The sequence below is a fragment of the Mycobacterium sp. 852014-52450_SCH5900713 genome (assembly GCF_001667075.1).
Lineage (GTDB): Bacteria > Actinomycetota > Actinomycetes > Mycobacteriales > Mycobacteriaceae > Mycobacterium.
Map to the genome: position 1 here is coordinate 46034 of NZ_LZIL01000011.1, position 14991 is coordinate 61024.

The window sequence follows — 14991 nt, forward strand, 5'->3', positions numbered from 1 at the left end:
CCGCCGATGCCACAAGGCCGCCCACTGCAGGTCCCCGAGGATGGACTCAGCACCAGGGCCCGGCGCAACACCCCGGTGCTGGCGGTGCACACCGGCCCCGGCAAGGGGAAGTCCACCGCCGCATTCGGAATGGCGTTGCGGGCCTGGAATGTCGGGCTCTCCGTAGCGGTCTTCCAGTTCGTCAAGAGCGCCAAATGGAGGGTGGGCGAGGAGAGCGCCTTCGCTCAACTCGGTCAGGTGCACCAACAGCACAACATCGGTGGGCCGGTGGAATGGCACAAGATGGGCGCGGGCTGGTCGTGGTCGCGAAAGGCGGGCAGCGAACTCGATCACGCCGCGGCCGCGGCCGACGGGTGGGCGGAGATCTCGCGCCGGCTGGCCGATCAGCGCCACGACTTCTATGTGCTCGACGAGTTCACCTACCCGCTGAAATGGGGGTGGGTGGACGTCGACGAGGTGGTCGACGTGCTGTTGGCACGCCCGGGCCACCAGCACGTGGTCATCACCGGTCGCGATGCCCCGCGGCGGTTGATCGAGGCCGCCGATCTGGTCACCGAGATGACCAAGGTCAAGCACCCGATGGATGCGGGCCGCAAGGGGCAGAAGGGCATCGAGTGGTGAGTGTTCCCGCGGTCGTCGTCGCCGCGCCGGCGTCGGGCAGCGGAAAGACAACCGTCGCAACGGGTTTGATCGGCGCGCTGCGGCGGGCGGGCCATGCCGTCGCTCCGTTCAAGGTGGGCCCGGACTTCATCGACCCCGGTTATCACGGCCTGGCCGCCGGGCGTCCCGGCCGCAACCTGGACCCGGTTCTGGTCGGCGAGAACCTCGTCGGCCCGCTGTACGCGCACGGCTCGGGCGGTGCGGACATCGCGGTGATCGAGGGGGTGATGGGGCTCTTCGACGGGCGGATCGGGCCCGCCGCGGCCGGTCCCGCGGAAGGCTCCACCGCGCACGTGGCCGGCCTGCTGGGTGCGCCCGTGATTCTGGTGGTCGACGCGCGCGGCCAGAGCCACAGCATCGCCGCACTGCTGCATGGCTTTTCGACGTTCGATGCCGCGACCCGGGTCCGCGGTGTGATCCTCAACCGGGTCGGTTCGGCCCGGCACGAACACGTGCTGCGGCAGGCCTGCGAGCAGGCCGGTGTCGCGGTGCTGGGGTCCATTCCACGAACCGCCGAATTAGAGCTCCCGACAAGGTATTTGGGTCTGGTCACCGCGGTGGAGTACGGGCGGCGGGCGCGGCTGGCGGTCGAGGCGATGACCGACCTGGTCGCCCGTCACGTCGACCTTGCGGCGGTGGCGGCCGTGGCCGCTGTCGCCGCGAGCCGGACCGGCACGGCGTGGGACCCGGCGTCCGCGGTGGGGGAGACGCCCGGAGGGCACGCCACAGTGGCGATGGCGGCGGGTAAGGCGTTCAGCTTCGGCTATGCCGAGCACGCCGAGCTGCTGCGGGCCGCCGGCGCCGACGTGGTCGAATTCGACCCGCTGGCTGAGGAGTTGCCGGATGGCACGGACGCGGTGTTGCTGCCCGGCGGCTTCCCGGAACAGTTTACCGCGGAGCTCTCGGCCAACGACGCCGTGCGCCGGCAGATCAACGAGCTGGCGGCCGCCGGCGCGCCGATACACGCCGAATGCGCGGGCCTGATTTATCTGGCCACCGAACTCGACGGCTACCCGATGTGCGGAGTGCTGGCCGGGTCGGCGCGGTTCACGCCGAATTTGACGTTGGCCTATCGCGACGCCGTCGCCGTGGCCGATTCGCCGCTCTATTCCGCCGGGCAACGGGTGGTGGGGCATGAATTCCACCGGACCGCAATCGCATTCAGCGACGGCTACCAGCCGGCCTGGGCCTATCGGGGCAACGACGCGGATCCCGTGCGCGAAGGCGTCGTGCACGCCGGAGTGCACGCCTCGTATCTGCACACCCATCCGGCTGCCGCGCCACAAGCCGTCGCGCGGTTCGTCGCGCACGCCGCCCGCCGGCTGGGCGGCGCCAACATGCCCTCCGTCTAGGCGCTCGCGGTCGCCACTAGGCCGATGGTGGCGACCCGCAGCGCCCGGCGTTTTCCGCCGCGCTCGCGGTCGCCACTAGGCTTGCCCGGTGACCGAGAACGCCTACCTCGCCGGACTGCGCCTGGCCGGCAAGAAGGTCGTCGTGGTCGGCGGTGGCTCGGTTGCCCAGCGCCGGCTGCCCTTGCTCATCGCCAGCGGCGCGGACGTACACGTCATCTCCCGCAGCGCCACCAGGTCGGTCGAGGCGATGACCGGAATCACGTTGTCGCTGCGCGAATACCGCGACGGTGACCTCGACGGGGCCTGGTACGCGATCGCCGCCACCAACGACGCGCAGGTGAACGCGGCCATCGTCGCGGAGGCCGAGCGCCGCCACCTCTTCTGCGTCCGCGCCGACGTCGCCGTCGAAGGGACCGCGGTGACCCCGGCGTCCTTCAGCTACGAAGGGTTATCGGTCGGGGTGCTCGCGGGCGGCGAGCACCGCCGGTCCGCGGCCATCCGCTCGGCGATCCGGGAGGCGCTGCAGACCGGGGTCATCGCCCCGGACAGCGCGGTGAGCCCCGACGTCGTGCGCGGTGGGGTGGCCCTCGTCGGCGGCGGGCCCGGCGACCCCGAACTGATCACCGTGCGCGGGCGCCGGCTGCTGGCCCACGCGGACGTGGTGGTCGCCGACCGGCTGGCGCCGCCGGAACTCTTGGCCGAGCTGCCGCCACACGTGGAGGTCATCGACGCCGCCAAGATTCCCTACGGGCGGGCGATGGCGCAGGACGCGATCAACGACGTCATGATCGAACGCGCCCGGTCCGGGAAGTTCGTCGTCCGGCTCAAGGGCGGGGACCCGTTCGTCTTCGCCCGCGGCTACGAGGAAGTGCAGGCGTGCGTCGACGCCGGGATCCCGGTCACCGTCGTGCCGGGTGTGACGAGCGCCATAGGAGTGCCCGCCCTGGCCGGCGTTCCGGTCACGCATCGGGCCATAAATCACGAATTCGTCGTGGTCAGCGGACATCTGGCGCCCGGTCACCCCGAATCGTTAGTGAATTGGAATGCGCTGGCCGCGCTGTCCGGCACCATCGTTTTGCTGATGGCCGTCGAACGCATCGAGCTTTTCGCCGACGCACTCATAGCGGGCGGCCGACCTGCGGAAACGCCGGTCCTGGTGGTTCAACATGGAACGACAGCGGCTCAGCACACTTTGCGGGCCACTCTCGCCGACACGCCGGAAAAGATCCGAGCCGAAGGCATCCGACCTCCCGCGATCATCGTGATCGGGCCGGTGGCGGCTTTCGGGCTTTAAACGGATCTTAAGATTACTGTAAGGTAACCCTTTATGACGGCCCTCAACGACACAGAGCGCGCGGTGCGGAACTTCACGTCCGCGCGCCCCGATCGTCCGGCCCCGGCGCGCTCCACGCGCCCGGCGGAGACCGCCTCCACTCGCCTCAGCAAGTACTACCCGGCCTGGCTGCCTTCCAGCCGCTTCATCGCGGCCGTGATCGCCATCGGCGGTATGCAGTTGCTGGCGACCATGGACAGCACCGTCGCCATCGTCGCGCTTCCCCGGATCCAGAACGAGCTCAGCCTGTCCGACGCCGGCCGTAGCTGGGTGATCACCGCATATGTGCTCACGTTCGGCGGGCTGATGCTGCTGGGCGGCCGACTCGGCGACACCATCGGACGCAAGCGCACCTTCATCGTGGGCGTCGCGTTGTTCACCATCTCCTCGGTGCTGTGCGCGGTCGCGTGGGATGAGGTGACCATGGTCATCGCGCGGCTCTCGCAGGGGGTCGGTTCCGCCATCGCCTCCCCGACGGGGCTGGCGCTGGTCGCGACCACCTTCCCCAAGGGGCCCGCGCGTAACTTCGCGACGGCGGTGTTCGCCGCCATGACGGCCGTCGGCTCGGTGATGGGCCTCGTGGTCGGCGGAGCGCTGACCGAGGTGTCCTGGCGACTGGCGTTCCTGGTGAACGTGCCGATCGGCCTGGTGATGATCTACCTCGCGCGCACCGCGCTGCGCGAGACCAACCGCGAGCGGATGAAGCTCGACGCCACCGGCGCCATGCTGGCGACGCTGGCGTGCACCGCCGCGGTCTTCGCCTTCTCGATGGGGCCGGAAAAGGGTTGGGTCTCGATCACCACCGTCGGGTCGGGCGTGGTCGCGATGGCCGCCGCTCTCGCCTTCATCATCGTCGAGCGAACCGCCGAAAACCCGGTTGTCCCATTCGATCTGTTCCGCGACCGCAACCGGCTGGTCACGTTCGCCGCGATCTTCCTGGCCGGCGGCCTCATGTTCAGCCTGACGGTGTGCATCGGCCTGTACGTGCAGGACATCCTCGGCTACAGCGCGCTGCGCGCCGGCGTCGGCTTCATCCCGTTCGTCATCGCGATGGGGATCGGCCTGGGCGTCTCCTCGCAACTGGTGTCGCGGTTCTCGCCCCGGGTGTTGACGATCGGCGGCGGAATCCTGCTGTTCTGGGCGATGCTCTACGGCTGGGCGTTCATGCACCGCGGCGTGCCCTATTTCCCCAACCTGGTGCTCCCCATCATCGTGGGCGGGATCGGCATCGGCATCTGCGTCGTCCCGCTGACGCTGGCGGCCATCGCCGGTGTCGGCTTCGACCAGATCGGCCCGGTGTCGGCGATCGCGTTGATGCTGCAGAGCCTCGGCGGTCCGCTCGTGCTGGCCGTCATCCAGGCCGTGATCACCTCCCGCACGCTGTACATGGGCGGCACCACCGGCCCGGTCAAGATCATGAACGACCTCCAATTGCACGCGCTCGACCAGGGCTACACCTACGGCCTGCTGTGGGTGGCCGGCGTGGCCGTCGTCGTCGGCGCCGCGGCGCTGTTGATCGGCTACACGCCCGCGCAGGTGGCCCACGCGCAAGAGGTCAAGGAAGCGATCGACGCCGGCGAGCTGTAGCTCAACGGGTCGCCGACCGTCACGACAGAGTGGCGTTGGCATGCGGGCGTTGCGCTGGCGTGACGCTCGTCGCAGGTACCGACCACGCTAGGCTGGCCCGCTGTGATCACCCGGATGTCCGAGCTGTTCTTGCGCACGTTGCGCGACGACCCCGCTGACGCCGAAGTGCCCAGCCACAAACTTCTGATCCGCGCCGGCTACATCCGGCCGATCGCGCCCGGGCTCTACAGCTGGCTGCCGCTCGGCCTGCGGGTGCTGCGCAAGATCGAGGCCGTCGTCCGCGAGGAGATGAACGCGATCGGCGGCCAGGAGATCCTGTTTCCCGCCCTGCTGCCGCGCGCGCCATACGAGACCACGAACCGGTGGACCGAATACGGCGACGGCGTCTTCCGCCTGAAGGACCGCCGCGGCAATGACTACCTGCTGGGGCCCACGCACGAGGAGGTGTTCACCCTGACCGTCAAGGGTGAATACAGCTCGTACAAAGACTTTCCGGTGCTGCTCTATCAAATCCAGAACAAATACCGCGACGAGGCGCGTCCGCGCGCGGGGATCCTGCGGGTGCGCGAGTTCCTGATGAAGGACTCCTACTCGTTCGACATCGACGACGCCGGACTCAAGGCCGCCTATCACGCGCACCGCGAGGCCTACCAGCGCATCTTCAACCGGCTCCAGGTGCGCTACGTGATCGCGTCCGCGGTATCGGGGGCGATGGGCGGCAGTGCGTCGGAGGAGTTCCTGGCCGAAAGCCCGGTCGGCGAAGACACCTTCGTGCGCTGCCTGGAATCGGGGTATGCGGCCAACGTCGAGGCCGTCACCACCGCCCGCCCGGAGGCCAAGCCGATCGACGGGCTGCCCGAGGCGGTGGTCCACGACACCGGTGACACCCCGACCATCGCCACCCTGGTGGACTGGGCCAACACGGCCGACCTCGGTCGCACCGTCACCGCCGCGGACACGCTGAAGAACGTGCTGCTCAAGGTGCGACAGCCCGGCGGGGAGTGGGAGCTGCTGGCCATCGGCCTGCCGGGCGACCGCGACGTCGACGACAAGAGGCTCGGCGCCGCGCTGGAACCGGCCGACTACGCGTTGCTCGACGACTCCGACTTCGCCAAATACCCATTCCTGGTGAAGGGCTACATCGGTCCGAAGGCGCTGCGGGACAACGGTGTTCGTTACCTTGTCGACCCGCGGGTGGTGGACGGCACCAGCTGGATCACCGGGGCGGACGAGCCCGGCCGGCACGCCGTCGGCCTGGTGGCCGGCCGGGATTTCACCGCCGACGGCACCATCGAGGCCGCCGAGGTGCGCGACGGCGATCCATCGCCCGACGGCGCCGGCCCGCTGGTGTCGGCCCGCGGCATCGAGGTCGCGCACATCTTCCAGCTCGGCCGCAAATACACCGATGCCTTCACCGCCGACGTGCTCGGTGAGGACGGCAAGCCGGTGCGGCTGACCATGGGGTCCTACGGCCTCGGGGTGTCGCGGATCTTGGCGGTTATCGCCGAGCAGCACCACGACGAGCTGGGCCTGCGCTGGCCGTCTTCGGTCGCGCCGTTCGACGTCCACCTGGTGATCGCCAATAAAGACGCGGACGCCCGCACCGGGGCCACCGCGCTGGCCGCGGACCTGGACCGGTTGGGCATCGAGGTGCTACTGGACGACCGGCAGGCGTCGCCCGGGGTCAAGTTCAAGGACGCCGAGTTGCTGGGCGTTCCATGGATCCTGGTGGTGGGGCGCGGCTGGGGCAACGGCGTGGTGGAGCTGCGCGACCGCTTCAGCGGACAGACGCGCGAGCTGGCCACCGGGCCGTCGCTGGCCACCGACGTCGTGGCCGCCCTGACCGGGTAGCGCTGAAAACCCTTGCGCCGCTAGTCGTTTCCGCCGGGGAAGCTCGTCGTGATGGGCCAGGCACCCAGCACCCGGTTCCACCGGGCGGCCATCACCGCGCTTTGCGTCAGTGCCGTGGCGGCGAACGCGCGGTCGTCGGCCGTCTCGGCGTGCTCGATCACCACGCGCCAGGCCGACGCGCCATCGTTTTCCATCCGCGCCGCCAGCCGCGCCGCATCCGCGGCGCTGCCCACCAGGATCGGCAACTGGTAGCCGGGGGCCGCGACCGGCGCGTTGACCTTGCGGGCGGTCAGCATCGCGATCACGTCGTCGCGGCGCTGGCGGTGCTGGGAGAGCGCTTCCACCACCAGGCCGTTGACGCTGGGCGGCGACAACGCCGAGACCATGCCGTAGCCGTAGATCGTCGAGTGTTCGATGGCCAGCGCGTCGCAGAGCGCCGCGTTGTCCGCGTCCTTGCCGGAACTCATATCGACGGGCCCCCTGGCACCAGGGCGACGGTGTACGACGCGGTGCAGGACGCGATGATCGAGGCGAGCAACCCCGCGCGGTAGCCGGATTCGCCCGCCACCAGTCGGCTGGCGCTGTCCGCCGAGGCCCGCAGGGCGTTGATCACGTCGGACACCGGCGGGGGAGGCGGCGGCGGCCCCGCCGGCTCGGCGGGGCTCGGGCTGGGGCCCGTCGTCTCGCTGGTCGAGGAGGCGGTGATCTTGCCGGCCGCCCGCGAGATCTCCGTGGACAGGGCGCGGGCGTGCGCGGCGCGCTGACTCGCGACGACCGTCAGCGCGGCGGCGATCTGCGGTGGGTTGCCGACGGCGGCCGCGGCGGCGCCGGCCAGCGCGCTGTCCTTGCGGGCCTGGTCCAGCGGCCCCAGCAGCTCTTCGACGGACGGGGCCTTGGGCGGGGACTCGCCGCAGGCGGAGGTCACCACCCCGAGCGCAGCCAGAGCCGCGCCGCCGGCGAGCACACCCCGCCGGTTGACGACCGGAAATGCGCTAGACACAAACACATCCTGCCATCGGTTCGGGGGTGGGTACGAAGCCAGGACGCGATCCGGCCGTCAGACGCGATTCCTGGCGTATCGTTGATAGCTGCTCTCGCGGAACGGCAGCCTTCGCGTTCCGCCAGGACACTGGAGCCGCCCGCAGGGCAATAGGGTGGCGACGCCCTCCAGCTGACCGGACAACTCAAGATGAGGAGCTCGCCGTGACCACCGGGCTACCTTCGCAGACGCAGGTGATCGAGCTACTCGGTGACGAGTTCGCGCGCGCTGGATACGAGATCGAAGACGTGGTCATCGACGCCCGGACGCGCCCGCCGCGGATCATGGTGGTCGCCGACGGTGACAAAGCCCTCGACCTGGACACCATCGCGACGCTGTCGCGCTCGGCGTCGGCTTTGCTGGACGGCCTTGACGACGTCGCGGACCGCTATGTGCTCGAGGTGAGTTCGCCGGGCGTGGACCGCCCGCTGACCAGTGCAAAACATTTCCGTCGCGCCCGCGGCCGCAAGGTCGACGTCGTCCTCGCGGACGGTGCGCGACTGACCGGTCGCGTCGGTGAGACGCGCGGCGATTCCGTCGCGCTGGTGGTCCGCGCGGGACGGGACTACCGGCTGCGCGAATTGCCGCTCGCCGATATCGCCAAAGCCGTTGTCCAGGTGGAGTTTTCGCCCCCCGCCCAGGCGGAGTTGGACCTGGCGGGGCGGGCCGACAGGACGGAGGCCGGAGCATGAACCGCGCCGGCGACGATGCAGTGGGGGCGCCCCCAGCCGCGAAGCGGCCAGGGGGACGTAGCGATGTGGGGGCACCTCCCGCTTGCGGGGGAAAGGAGCGGCGCTGATGAACATCGACATGGGCGCGCTGCACGCCATCGAGGTGGATCGCGGCATCTCGGTCAACGAGCTGCTCGAGACGATCAAGTCGGCGCTGCTCACGGCCTACCGGCACACCGAGGGCCACCAGAACGACGCGCGCATCGAGATCGACCGCAAGACCGGCGTCGTCAAGGTCGTCGCCCGAGAGACCGACGAGGACGGCAACGTCATCAGCGAATGGGACGACACCCCCGAGGGTTTCGGCCGGATCGCCGCCACCACCGCCCGTCAGGTCATGCTGCAGCGGTTTCGGGACGCGGAGAACGAGCGCACCTACGGTGAGTTCTCCACCCGCGAGGGCGAGATCGTCGCGGGCGTCATTCAGCGGGACAACCGCGCCAACGCCCGCGGCCTGGTCGTCGTCCGGATGGGCACCGAGACCAAGGCCTCCGAGGGCGTGATCCCGGCGGCCGAACAGGTGCCCGGCGAAAGCTACGAACATGGCAACCGGGTCCGCTGCTACGTCATCGGCGTGACCCGCGGGTCCCGGGAGCCGCTGATCACCCTGTCCCGAACGCATCCCAACCTGGTCCGCAAGCTGTTCTCGCTGGAAGTTCCCGAGATCGCCGACGGGTCGGTGGAAATCGTGGCGGTGGCTCGGGAGGCCGGCCACCGCTCCAAGATCGCGGTGAAGTCCAACGTTCCCGGGCTGAACGCGAAAGGGGCCTGCATCGGCCCGATGGGCCAGCGGGTCCGCAACGTGATGAGCGAGCTTTCCGGGGAGAAGATCGACATCATCGACTACGACGAGGACCCGTCGCGCTTCGTCGCCAACGCGCTGTCGCCGGCCAAGGTGGTTTCCGTGTCGATCATTGACCCGAACGCCCGCGCCGCCCGCGTGGTGGTGCCCGACTTCCAGCTGTCCCTGGCCATCGGCAAGGAGGGCCAGAACGCGCGGTTGGCCGCGCGCCTCACCGGGTGGCGGATCGACATCCGCGGCGATACGCCGGGGGGATCGGAGTCGCATTCGGAGAGCCGCCCCGAACACGGCGCCACCCACGGGATGGCGCACGACCGCTAGCGGATCCCGCGCCCACCATTGGGCGGTTCTGACCATCGGATAAGTGACGCTAGACTGAGCCGTGATCCAGCGTGAGCCTTCGGCCCGGGCGCACAGACGTGTGGACGGACCTGTCCGGACGTGTGTCGGGTGCCGAAAGCGAGAGCTGGCCGTCGAACTGCTTCGCGTGGTGGCTGTGTCGGACGGGAACGGCGAACATGCCGTGATCGTTGACGCCAGGGCCAACCGGCCGGGGCGGGGTGCATGGTTGCATCCCGTACCGCAGTGCGTGCAACAGGCGATTCGGCGGCGGGCTCTCACCAGAGCGCTGCGCATCGACCGTCCACCGGACACATCCGCGCTGGTCGAGCACGTGGAAACGCTCAACCAGCACGGCAACAGAACAGGTAGCAAAGAACATGAGCACACCGTGAAGTCCCGATGACCATGCGTCATAGCTAAACCCGAGGCGCGGCCCCACGACTGTCGCCTCTTAGACAGGAGATGTAGTGGCAGGTAAGGCCCGCGTACACGAGTTGGCCAAGGAACTCGGTGTTACCAGCAAGGAAGTTCTCGCCCGGCTGAATGAACAGGGCGAATTCGTAAAATCCGCATCGTCAACGGTGGAAGCGCCGGTCGCTCGTCGACTGCGCGAATCCTTCGGGGGCGGCAAGCCGGCTCCCCAGAAAACGGCGGCCACGGCGGCCGCCAAGGCTCCGGCCAAGGGTCCGGACAACTCGCTTGACCAGGCACTCGACAAGGCCATCGGCAATGGCGAGGCCAACGGCGAAGCCGCAGGCGGGACGACGACCGCCGCCGCCCAAGCGGCCCCGGCCGCCCCGGCGGAAGCGCCGGCACGCCCCGGCCCGGTGCCCGGCCGCCCCGCACCCGGACAGCCCGCACAGCCGCAGCCGCCCGCCCCCGGTCAGCCGGCCGGCCAGCCCGGCCCCCAACCCGGCATGACGCCGGGTCCGCGCCCGGGTCCGGCGCCGAAGCCCGGCGTCCGCACCCCGCGCGTCGGCAACAACCCGTTCTCTTCCGCGCAGCCCGTCGACCGGCCGATCCCGCGCCCGGTGCCCCGCCCCGGGGCGCCCCGGCCCGGCGGGCCGCGCCCCGGCGCCTCGCCCGGCAACATGCCGCCCCGTCCCGGCGGTGCCGCAGGTCAGGGCCGCCCCGCCCGGCCCGGTGCCCCGCGACCCGGCGGTGGCCGGCCCGGCGGTCCCGGCGGCCGTGACGGCGGCGGCGGCAACTACCGCGGCGGCGGCGGCGGAGTCGGCGCCCCGCCCGGGGGCGGCGGTGCCGGAGGTTTCCGCGGCCGTCCCGGTGGCGGTGGCGGCGGCGGTCGTCCCGGTCAGCGCGGCGGCGCCGCCGGCGCTTTCGGCCGTCCCGGCGGTGCGCCCCGGCGCGGCCGCAAGTCCAAGCGGGCGAAACGCGCCGAGTACGAGAACATGCAGGCGCCGGTCGTCGGCGGCGTGCGGTTGCCGCACGGCAACGGCGAGACCATCCGGCTGGCCCGCGGTGCGTCGCTCTCCGACTTCGCCGACAAGATCAACGCCAACCCGGCCTCGCTGGTGCAGGCGCTGTTCAACCTCGGCGAGATGGTGACCGCCACCCAATCCGTCGGCGACGAGACGCTCGAGCTGCTGGGCAGCGAGATGAACTATGTCGTCCAGGTGGTCAGCCCGGAGGACGAGGACCGCGAGCTGCTGGAATCCTTCGACCTGACCTATGGCGAGGACGAGGGCACCGAGGAAGACCTGCAGACCCGGCCGCCGGTGGTGACCGTGATGGGTCACGTCGACCACGGTAAAACCCGGCTGCTGGACACCATCCGGAACGCCAGTGTGCGCGAGGCCGAGGCCGGGGGCATCACCCAGCACATCGGCGCGTACCAGGTGTCCGTCGACCTCGACGGCACCGAGCGGCCGATCACCTTCATCGACACCCCGGGTCACGAGGCGTTCACCGCCATGCGTGCCCGCGGCGCGAAGGCCACCGACATCGCGATCCTGGTGGTCGCCGCCGACGACGGCGTGATGCCGCAGACGGTGGAGGCCATCAACCACGCGCAGGCGGCCGACGTGCCGATCGTGGTGGCGGTCAACAAGATCGACAAGGAGGGCGCCGACCCGGCGAAGATCCGCGGCCAGCTCACCGAATACGGCTTGGTGGCAGAGGATTTCGGCGGCGACACGATGTTCGTCGACATCTCCGCCAAGGAAGGCACCAACATCAAGGCGCTCGAAGAGGCGGTGCTGCTGACCGCCGACGCCGCCCTGGACCTGCGGGCCAACCCCGACATGGAGGCCCAGGGTGTGGCGATCGAGGCGCACCTGGACCGCGGCCGCGGCCCCGTCGCCACGGTGCTGGTGCAGCGGGGGACGCTGCGCGTCGGCGACTCGGTGGTGGCCGGCGACGCATACGGTCGCGTCCGCCGCATGGTCGACGAGCACGGCGACGACGTCGAGGAGGCGCTGCCGTCGCGGCCGGTGCAGGTCATCGGCTTCACGTCGGTGCCCGGCGCCGGTGACAACTTCCTGGTCGTCGACGAGGACCGCATCGCCCGCCAGATCGCCGACCGGCGCAGCGCGCGCAAGCGCAACGCGCTGGCGGCGCGGTCGCGCAAGCGGATCAGCCTGGAGGACCTGGACTCGGCGCTGAAGGAAACCAGCCAGCTGAACCTGATCCTCAAGGGCGACAACGCCGGTACGGTCGAGGCGCTCGAGGAGGCCCTGATGGTCATCCAGGTCGACGACGAGGTGGAGCTGCGCGTCATCGACCGCGGCGTCGGTGGCATCACCGAAACCAACGTCAACCTGGCGTCGGCGTCGGACGCGGTGATCATCGGCTTCAACGTGCGCGCCGAAGGCAAGGCGACGGAGCTGGCCAACCGCGAGGGCGTCGAGATCCGGTACTACTCGGTCATCTACCAGGCGATCGACGACATCGAGAAGGCCCTGCGCGGCATGCTCAAGCCGATCTACGAGGAGAAGGAGCTGGGTCGCGCCGAGATCCGTGCGATCTTCCGGTCCTCGAAGGTGGGCATCATCGCGGGCTGCATGATCAGCTCCGGGGTGGTGCGGCGCAACGCGAAGGCCCGCCTGTTGCGGGACAACGTCGTGGTCACCGAGAACCTCACGATCAACTCGCTGCGACGGGAGAAGGACGACGTGACCGAGGTCCGCGAGGGCTTCGAGTGCGGTATGACCCTGGGCTACTCCGACATCAAGGAAGGCGACATCATCGAGTCTTACGAGCTCGTCGAGAAGGAGCGCGCCTGATGGCCGACCCGGCCCGGGCGCGCCGATTGGCCAAACGCATCAACTCGATTGTCGCCTCGGCGATCGAGTTCGAGATCAAGGATCCGGGCCTGGACGGGGTGACCATCGTCGACACGAAGGTCACCGCCGACCTGCACGACGCGACGGTGTTCTATACCGTGATGGGCCGCACCCTGGACGACGAGCCGGACTACGCCGCCGCGGCGGCCGCACTGGAACGGGCCAAAGGCGCGCTGCGCACTCTGGTGGGGGCGGGCACCGGCGTGCGCTTCACGCCCACGCTGACCTTCACCCGCGACACCACGTTGGACACCGTGGCGCGGATGGACGAGTTGCTGGCGCAGGCCCGCGCCGCGGACGCCGATCTGGCGCGGGTTCGCTCCGGGGCCAAGCCGGCCGGGGAGGCCGATCCCTACCGGGGGTCTAGTGACGAGGACGCCGGTGACGACGACCGACGCGAAGACTGAGCTGGCCCGCGCCGCGGGAGCCCGGGTGCGCATCGACGCCCGCGGCGCGGTCGAATTGCTTTCCGGCGCCGCGACTATCGCGGTGGTCGCCCATGTCCACCCCGACGCCGACACCATCGGCGCGGGCCTGGCGCTGGCTCTGGTGCTGGACAAGTGCGGCAAAAGCGTCGAGGTCGGTTTCGCCGAGCCGGCGATGCTGCCGGAGTCGCTGTCGTCGTTGCCCGGTTGTCACCTGCTGGTCGGTGCTGACGCGATGCGGCGCGACGTCGATCTGGTTGTCACCGTTGATGTTCCGAGCGTCAAGCGGCTGGGTGCGCTGAGCGACCTGGCCGGTCCCGGCCGCGAGTCGCTGGTGATCGACCACCACGCCTCCAACGAGCTGTTCGGGACCGCGAACTTCGTTGACGTGTCGGCGGATTCGACCACGATGATGATCGCCGACATCCTCGACGCGTGGGACAAGCCGATCGAACCGGACGTCGCGCACTGCATCTACGCCGGGCTGACGACCGACACCGGGTCGTTCCGCTGGGCGACCCCCCGCGCGCTGCGGCTGGCGGCCCGGCTGGTGGAGACCGGAGTAGACAACGCCGCCGTCAGCCGAACGCTGATGGACAGCCATCCCTTCACCTGGCTGCCACTGCTGTCACGCGTGCTGGGCTCAGCGCAGTTGCTGCCCGACGCGGCCGGCGGCCGTGGGCTGGTGTATGCCGTTGTCGGACACCAGGATTGGGTCAGTTCGCGCGCCGAGGAAGTCGAAAGCATCGTCGACATCGTGCGGACCACGCAGCAGGCCGAGGTGGCCGCGGTGTTCAAGGAGGTCGACCCGCAGCAGTGGTCGGTGTCGATGCGCGCCAAGGCCCACGTGGACCTGGCGGCGGTCGCGTCCGCGTTCGGCGGCGGCGGCCACCGGCTGGCCGCCGGCTATTCGACGAGCGGGCCGATCGACGACGCGGTCGCGTCGCTGCGCGCGGCCCTGGGCTAGAACGCCCAGCTGCCCGCCCGCTGCAGCACGAACCCGTGGTCTCCGCTGGTGGTGTCCAGGCAGGCGACGAGGTTGTCGGCTCCGACGGCGCACGTGACGTTCAGGTAGGTCAGCTTCTGTCCCGCGCCCAACAACTTGCCGCCCGGCGGCAGGGCGGCCGGGTTACCGTCGCACCCGCCGTAGGACATGCGGCTCAACTGGTAGCCCGGTCCCTTGAACTCGGCGGAACCCACCAGGCAATCGCCCGGGTGGGGGCGCCCGCCGAGAACGGGAACGTCGTCGATGCCGGGCATGTCGCCCTTGCACTTGATGTCCTGTGACGGCTGCGGCGCCGGCGCCGGGCCGCCATAGAAGTCACACACCAGGCTGTATGGGGTGGAGAAGCTGATCCGCGGCGGGGTGCTCGGGCCACTGCTGATGACGTAGCCGTCCGCCGGGACGGGCGTGAAACCGTCCAGGTTGGGAAATCCCGCCGGCGGCTGCGCGGCCGCGCGCGGCGCTATGCCCGCGATCGTTACCGCCATTGTGATCGGCGCGGTGAGTGCCACGGCACACGCGAGCAACCTCCCGAGGACGTCCACGACCAAACGCATCAGCTGATCG

The 14991-nt window shown here is 70.0% G+C and carries 14 protein-coding genes; 11 read left to right on the top strand and 3 right to left on the bottom strand.

Annotated elements, in window-relative coordinates; genetic code table 11:
- Positions 1 to 6 precede the first annotated feature (6 nt).
- From cobO to A5773_RS04000, 5 genes are all read left to right on the top strand, one after another.
- Positions 7 to 621, top strand: a complete 615-nt coding sequence (cobO, locus tag A5773_RS03980) for a cob(I)yrinic acid a,c-diamide adenosyltransferase (RefSeq protein WP_066946419.1) — start codon at positions 7 to 9, stop codon at positions 619 to 621.
- A complete protein-coding gene (locus A5773_RS03985; protein WP_067789553.1) occupies positions 618 to 2012 on the top strand; it encodes a cobyrinate a,c-diamide synthase in 1395 nt (464 codons plus the stop codon). The genes cobO and A5773_RS03985 overlap by 4 nt, the downstream gene beginning before the upstream one ends.
- Positions 2013 to 2100: 88 nt before the next feature.
- On the top strand, positions 2101 to 3306 hold the full coding sequence (cobA, locus tag A5773_RS03990; RefSeq protein ID WP_067789556.1) for a uroporphyrinogen-III C-methyltransferase: 1206 nt from the start codon (positions 2101 to 2103) through the stop codon (positions 3304 to 3306).
- 33 nt (positions 3307 to 3339) lie between these two features.
- Entirely contained in the window at positions 3340 to 4932 is a 1593-nt protein-coding gene (locus A5773_RS03995) for an MFS transporter (RefSeq protein WP_066946428.1), read from the top strand.
- A gap of 102 nt (positions 4933 to 5034) precedes the next feature.
- Complete coding sequence (locus A5773_RS04000; protein WP_067789558.1) at positions 5035 to 6783, top strand: proline--tRNA ligase; 1749 nt, start codon at positions 5035 to 5037, stop codon at positions 6781 to 6783.
- Positions 6784 to 6803: 20 nt separating this feature from the next.
- Here A5773_RS04000 and A5773_RS04005 read toward each other — a convergent pair whose 3' ends face one another.
- Both A5773_RS04005 and A5773_RS04010 read right to left on the bottom strand, forming a co-directional pair.
- Positions 6804 to 7250 (bottom strand): ferritin-like domain-containing protein, encoded by a 447-nt coding sequence (locus tag A5773_RS04005; RefSeq protein WP_066946437.1) that lies wholly within the window; start codon positions 7248 to 7250, stop codon positions 6804 to 6806.
- Complete coding sequence (locus A5773_RS04010; RefSeq protein ID WP_066946440.1) at positions 7247 to 7783, bottom strand: hypothetical protein; 537 nt, start codon at positions 7781 to 7783, stop codon at positions 7247 to 7249. The genes A5773_RS04005 and A5773_RS04010 overlap by 4 nt, the downstream gene beginning before the upstream one ends.
- A gap of 203 nt (positions 7784 to 7986) precedes the next feature.
- On the opposite strand from A5773_RS04010, the gene rimP reads away from it, so the two are divergent.
- The 6 genes from rimP (at position 7987) to A5773_RS04040 (ending at position 14388) form a co-directional block, all read left to right on the top strand.
- Entirely contained in the window at positions 7987 to 8514 is a 528-nt protein-coding gene (rimP, locus tag A5773_RS04015) for a ribosome maturation factor RimP (protein WP_067789561.1), read from the top strand.
- Positions 8515 to 8620: 106 nt separating this feature from the next.
- Positions 8621 to 9676: a transcription termination factor NusA gene (gene nusA, locus A5773_RS04020; protein WP_066946445.1), complete on the top strand. Its 1056-nt coding sequence runs from the start codon at positions 8621 to 8623 to the stop codon at positions 9674 to 9676.
- Positions 9677 to 9851: 175 nt separating this feature from the next.
- Positions 9852 to 10100: a DUF448 domain-containing protein gene (locus A5773_RS04025; protein ID WP_369817312.1), complete on the top strand. Its 249-nt coding sequence runs from the start codon at positions 9852 to 9854 to the stop codon at positions 10098 to 10100.
- 64 nt (positions 10101 to 10164) lie between these two features.
- Positions 10165 to 12936, top strand: a complete 2772-nt coding sequence (gene infB, locus A5773_RS04030; RefSeq protein ID WP_067789564.1) for a translation initiation factor IF-2 — start codon at positions 10165 to 10167, stop codon at positions 12934 to 12936.
- Positions 12936 to 13403 carry a 30S ribosome-binding factor RbfA gene (gene rbfA, locus A5773_RS04035; protein WP_067789567.1) on the top strand — a complete coding sequence of 156 codons (468 nt, stop codon included), beginning with the start codon at positions 12936 to 12938 and terminating at the stop codon, positions 13401 to 13403. The genes infB and rbfA overlap by 1 nt, the downstream gene beginning before the upstream one ends.
- Entirely contained in the window at positions 13378 to 14388 is a 1011-nt protein-coding gene (locus tag A5773_RS04040) for a bifunctional oligoribonuclease/PAP phosphatase NrnA (protein ID WP_156744713.1), read from the top strand. The genes rbfA and A5773_RS04040 overlap by 26 nt, the downstream gene beginning before the upstream one ends.
- On the opposite strand, the gene A5773_RS04045 is transcribed toward A5773_RS04040, so the two are convergent.
- Positions 14385 to 14981 (bottom strand): hypothetical protein, encoded by a 597-nt coding sequence (locus A5773_RS04045; protein ID WP_067789570.1) that lies wholly within the window; start codon positions 14979 to 14981, stop codon positions 14385 to 14387. The genes A5773_RS04040 and A5773_RS04045 overlap by 4 nt on opposite strands.
- Between the last annotated feature and the right edge of the window lie 10 nt (positions 14982 to 14991).

Excerpts from the sequence above, each read along its gene's own strand:
- cobO (WP_066946419.1), top strand. The coding sequence starts at position 7 with ATGCCACAAGGCCGCCCACTGCAGGTCCCCGAGGATGGACTCAGCACC.
- A5773_RS03995 (WP_066946428.1), top strand. The coding sequence starts at position 3,340 with ATGACGGCCCTCAACGACACAGAGCGCGCGGTGCGGAACTTCACGTCC.
- A5773_RS04005 (WP_066946437.1), bottom strand. The coding sequence starts at position 7,250 with ATGAGTTCCGGCAAGGACGCGGACAACGCGGCGCTCTGCGACGCGCTG.
- nusA (WP_066946445.1), top strand. The coding sequence starts at position 8,621 with ATGAACATCGACATGGGCGCGCTGCACGCCATCGAGGTGGATCGCGGC.
- rbfA (WP_067789567.1), top strand. The coding sequence starts at position 12,936 with ATGGCCGACCCGGCCCGGGCGCGCCGATTGGCCAAACGCATCAACTCG.
- A5773_RS04045 (WP_067789570.1), bottom strand. The coding sequence starts at position 14,981 with ATGCGTTTGGTCGTGGACGTCCTCGGGAGGTTGCTCGCGTGTGCCGTG.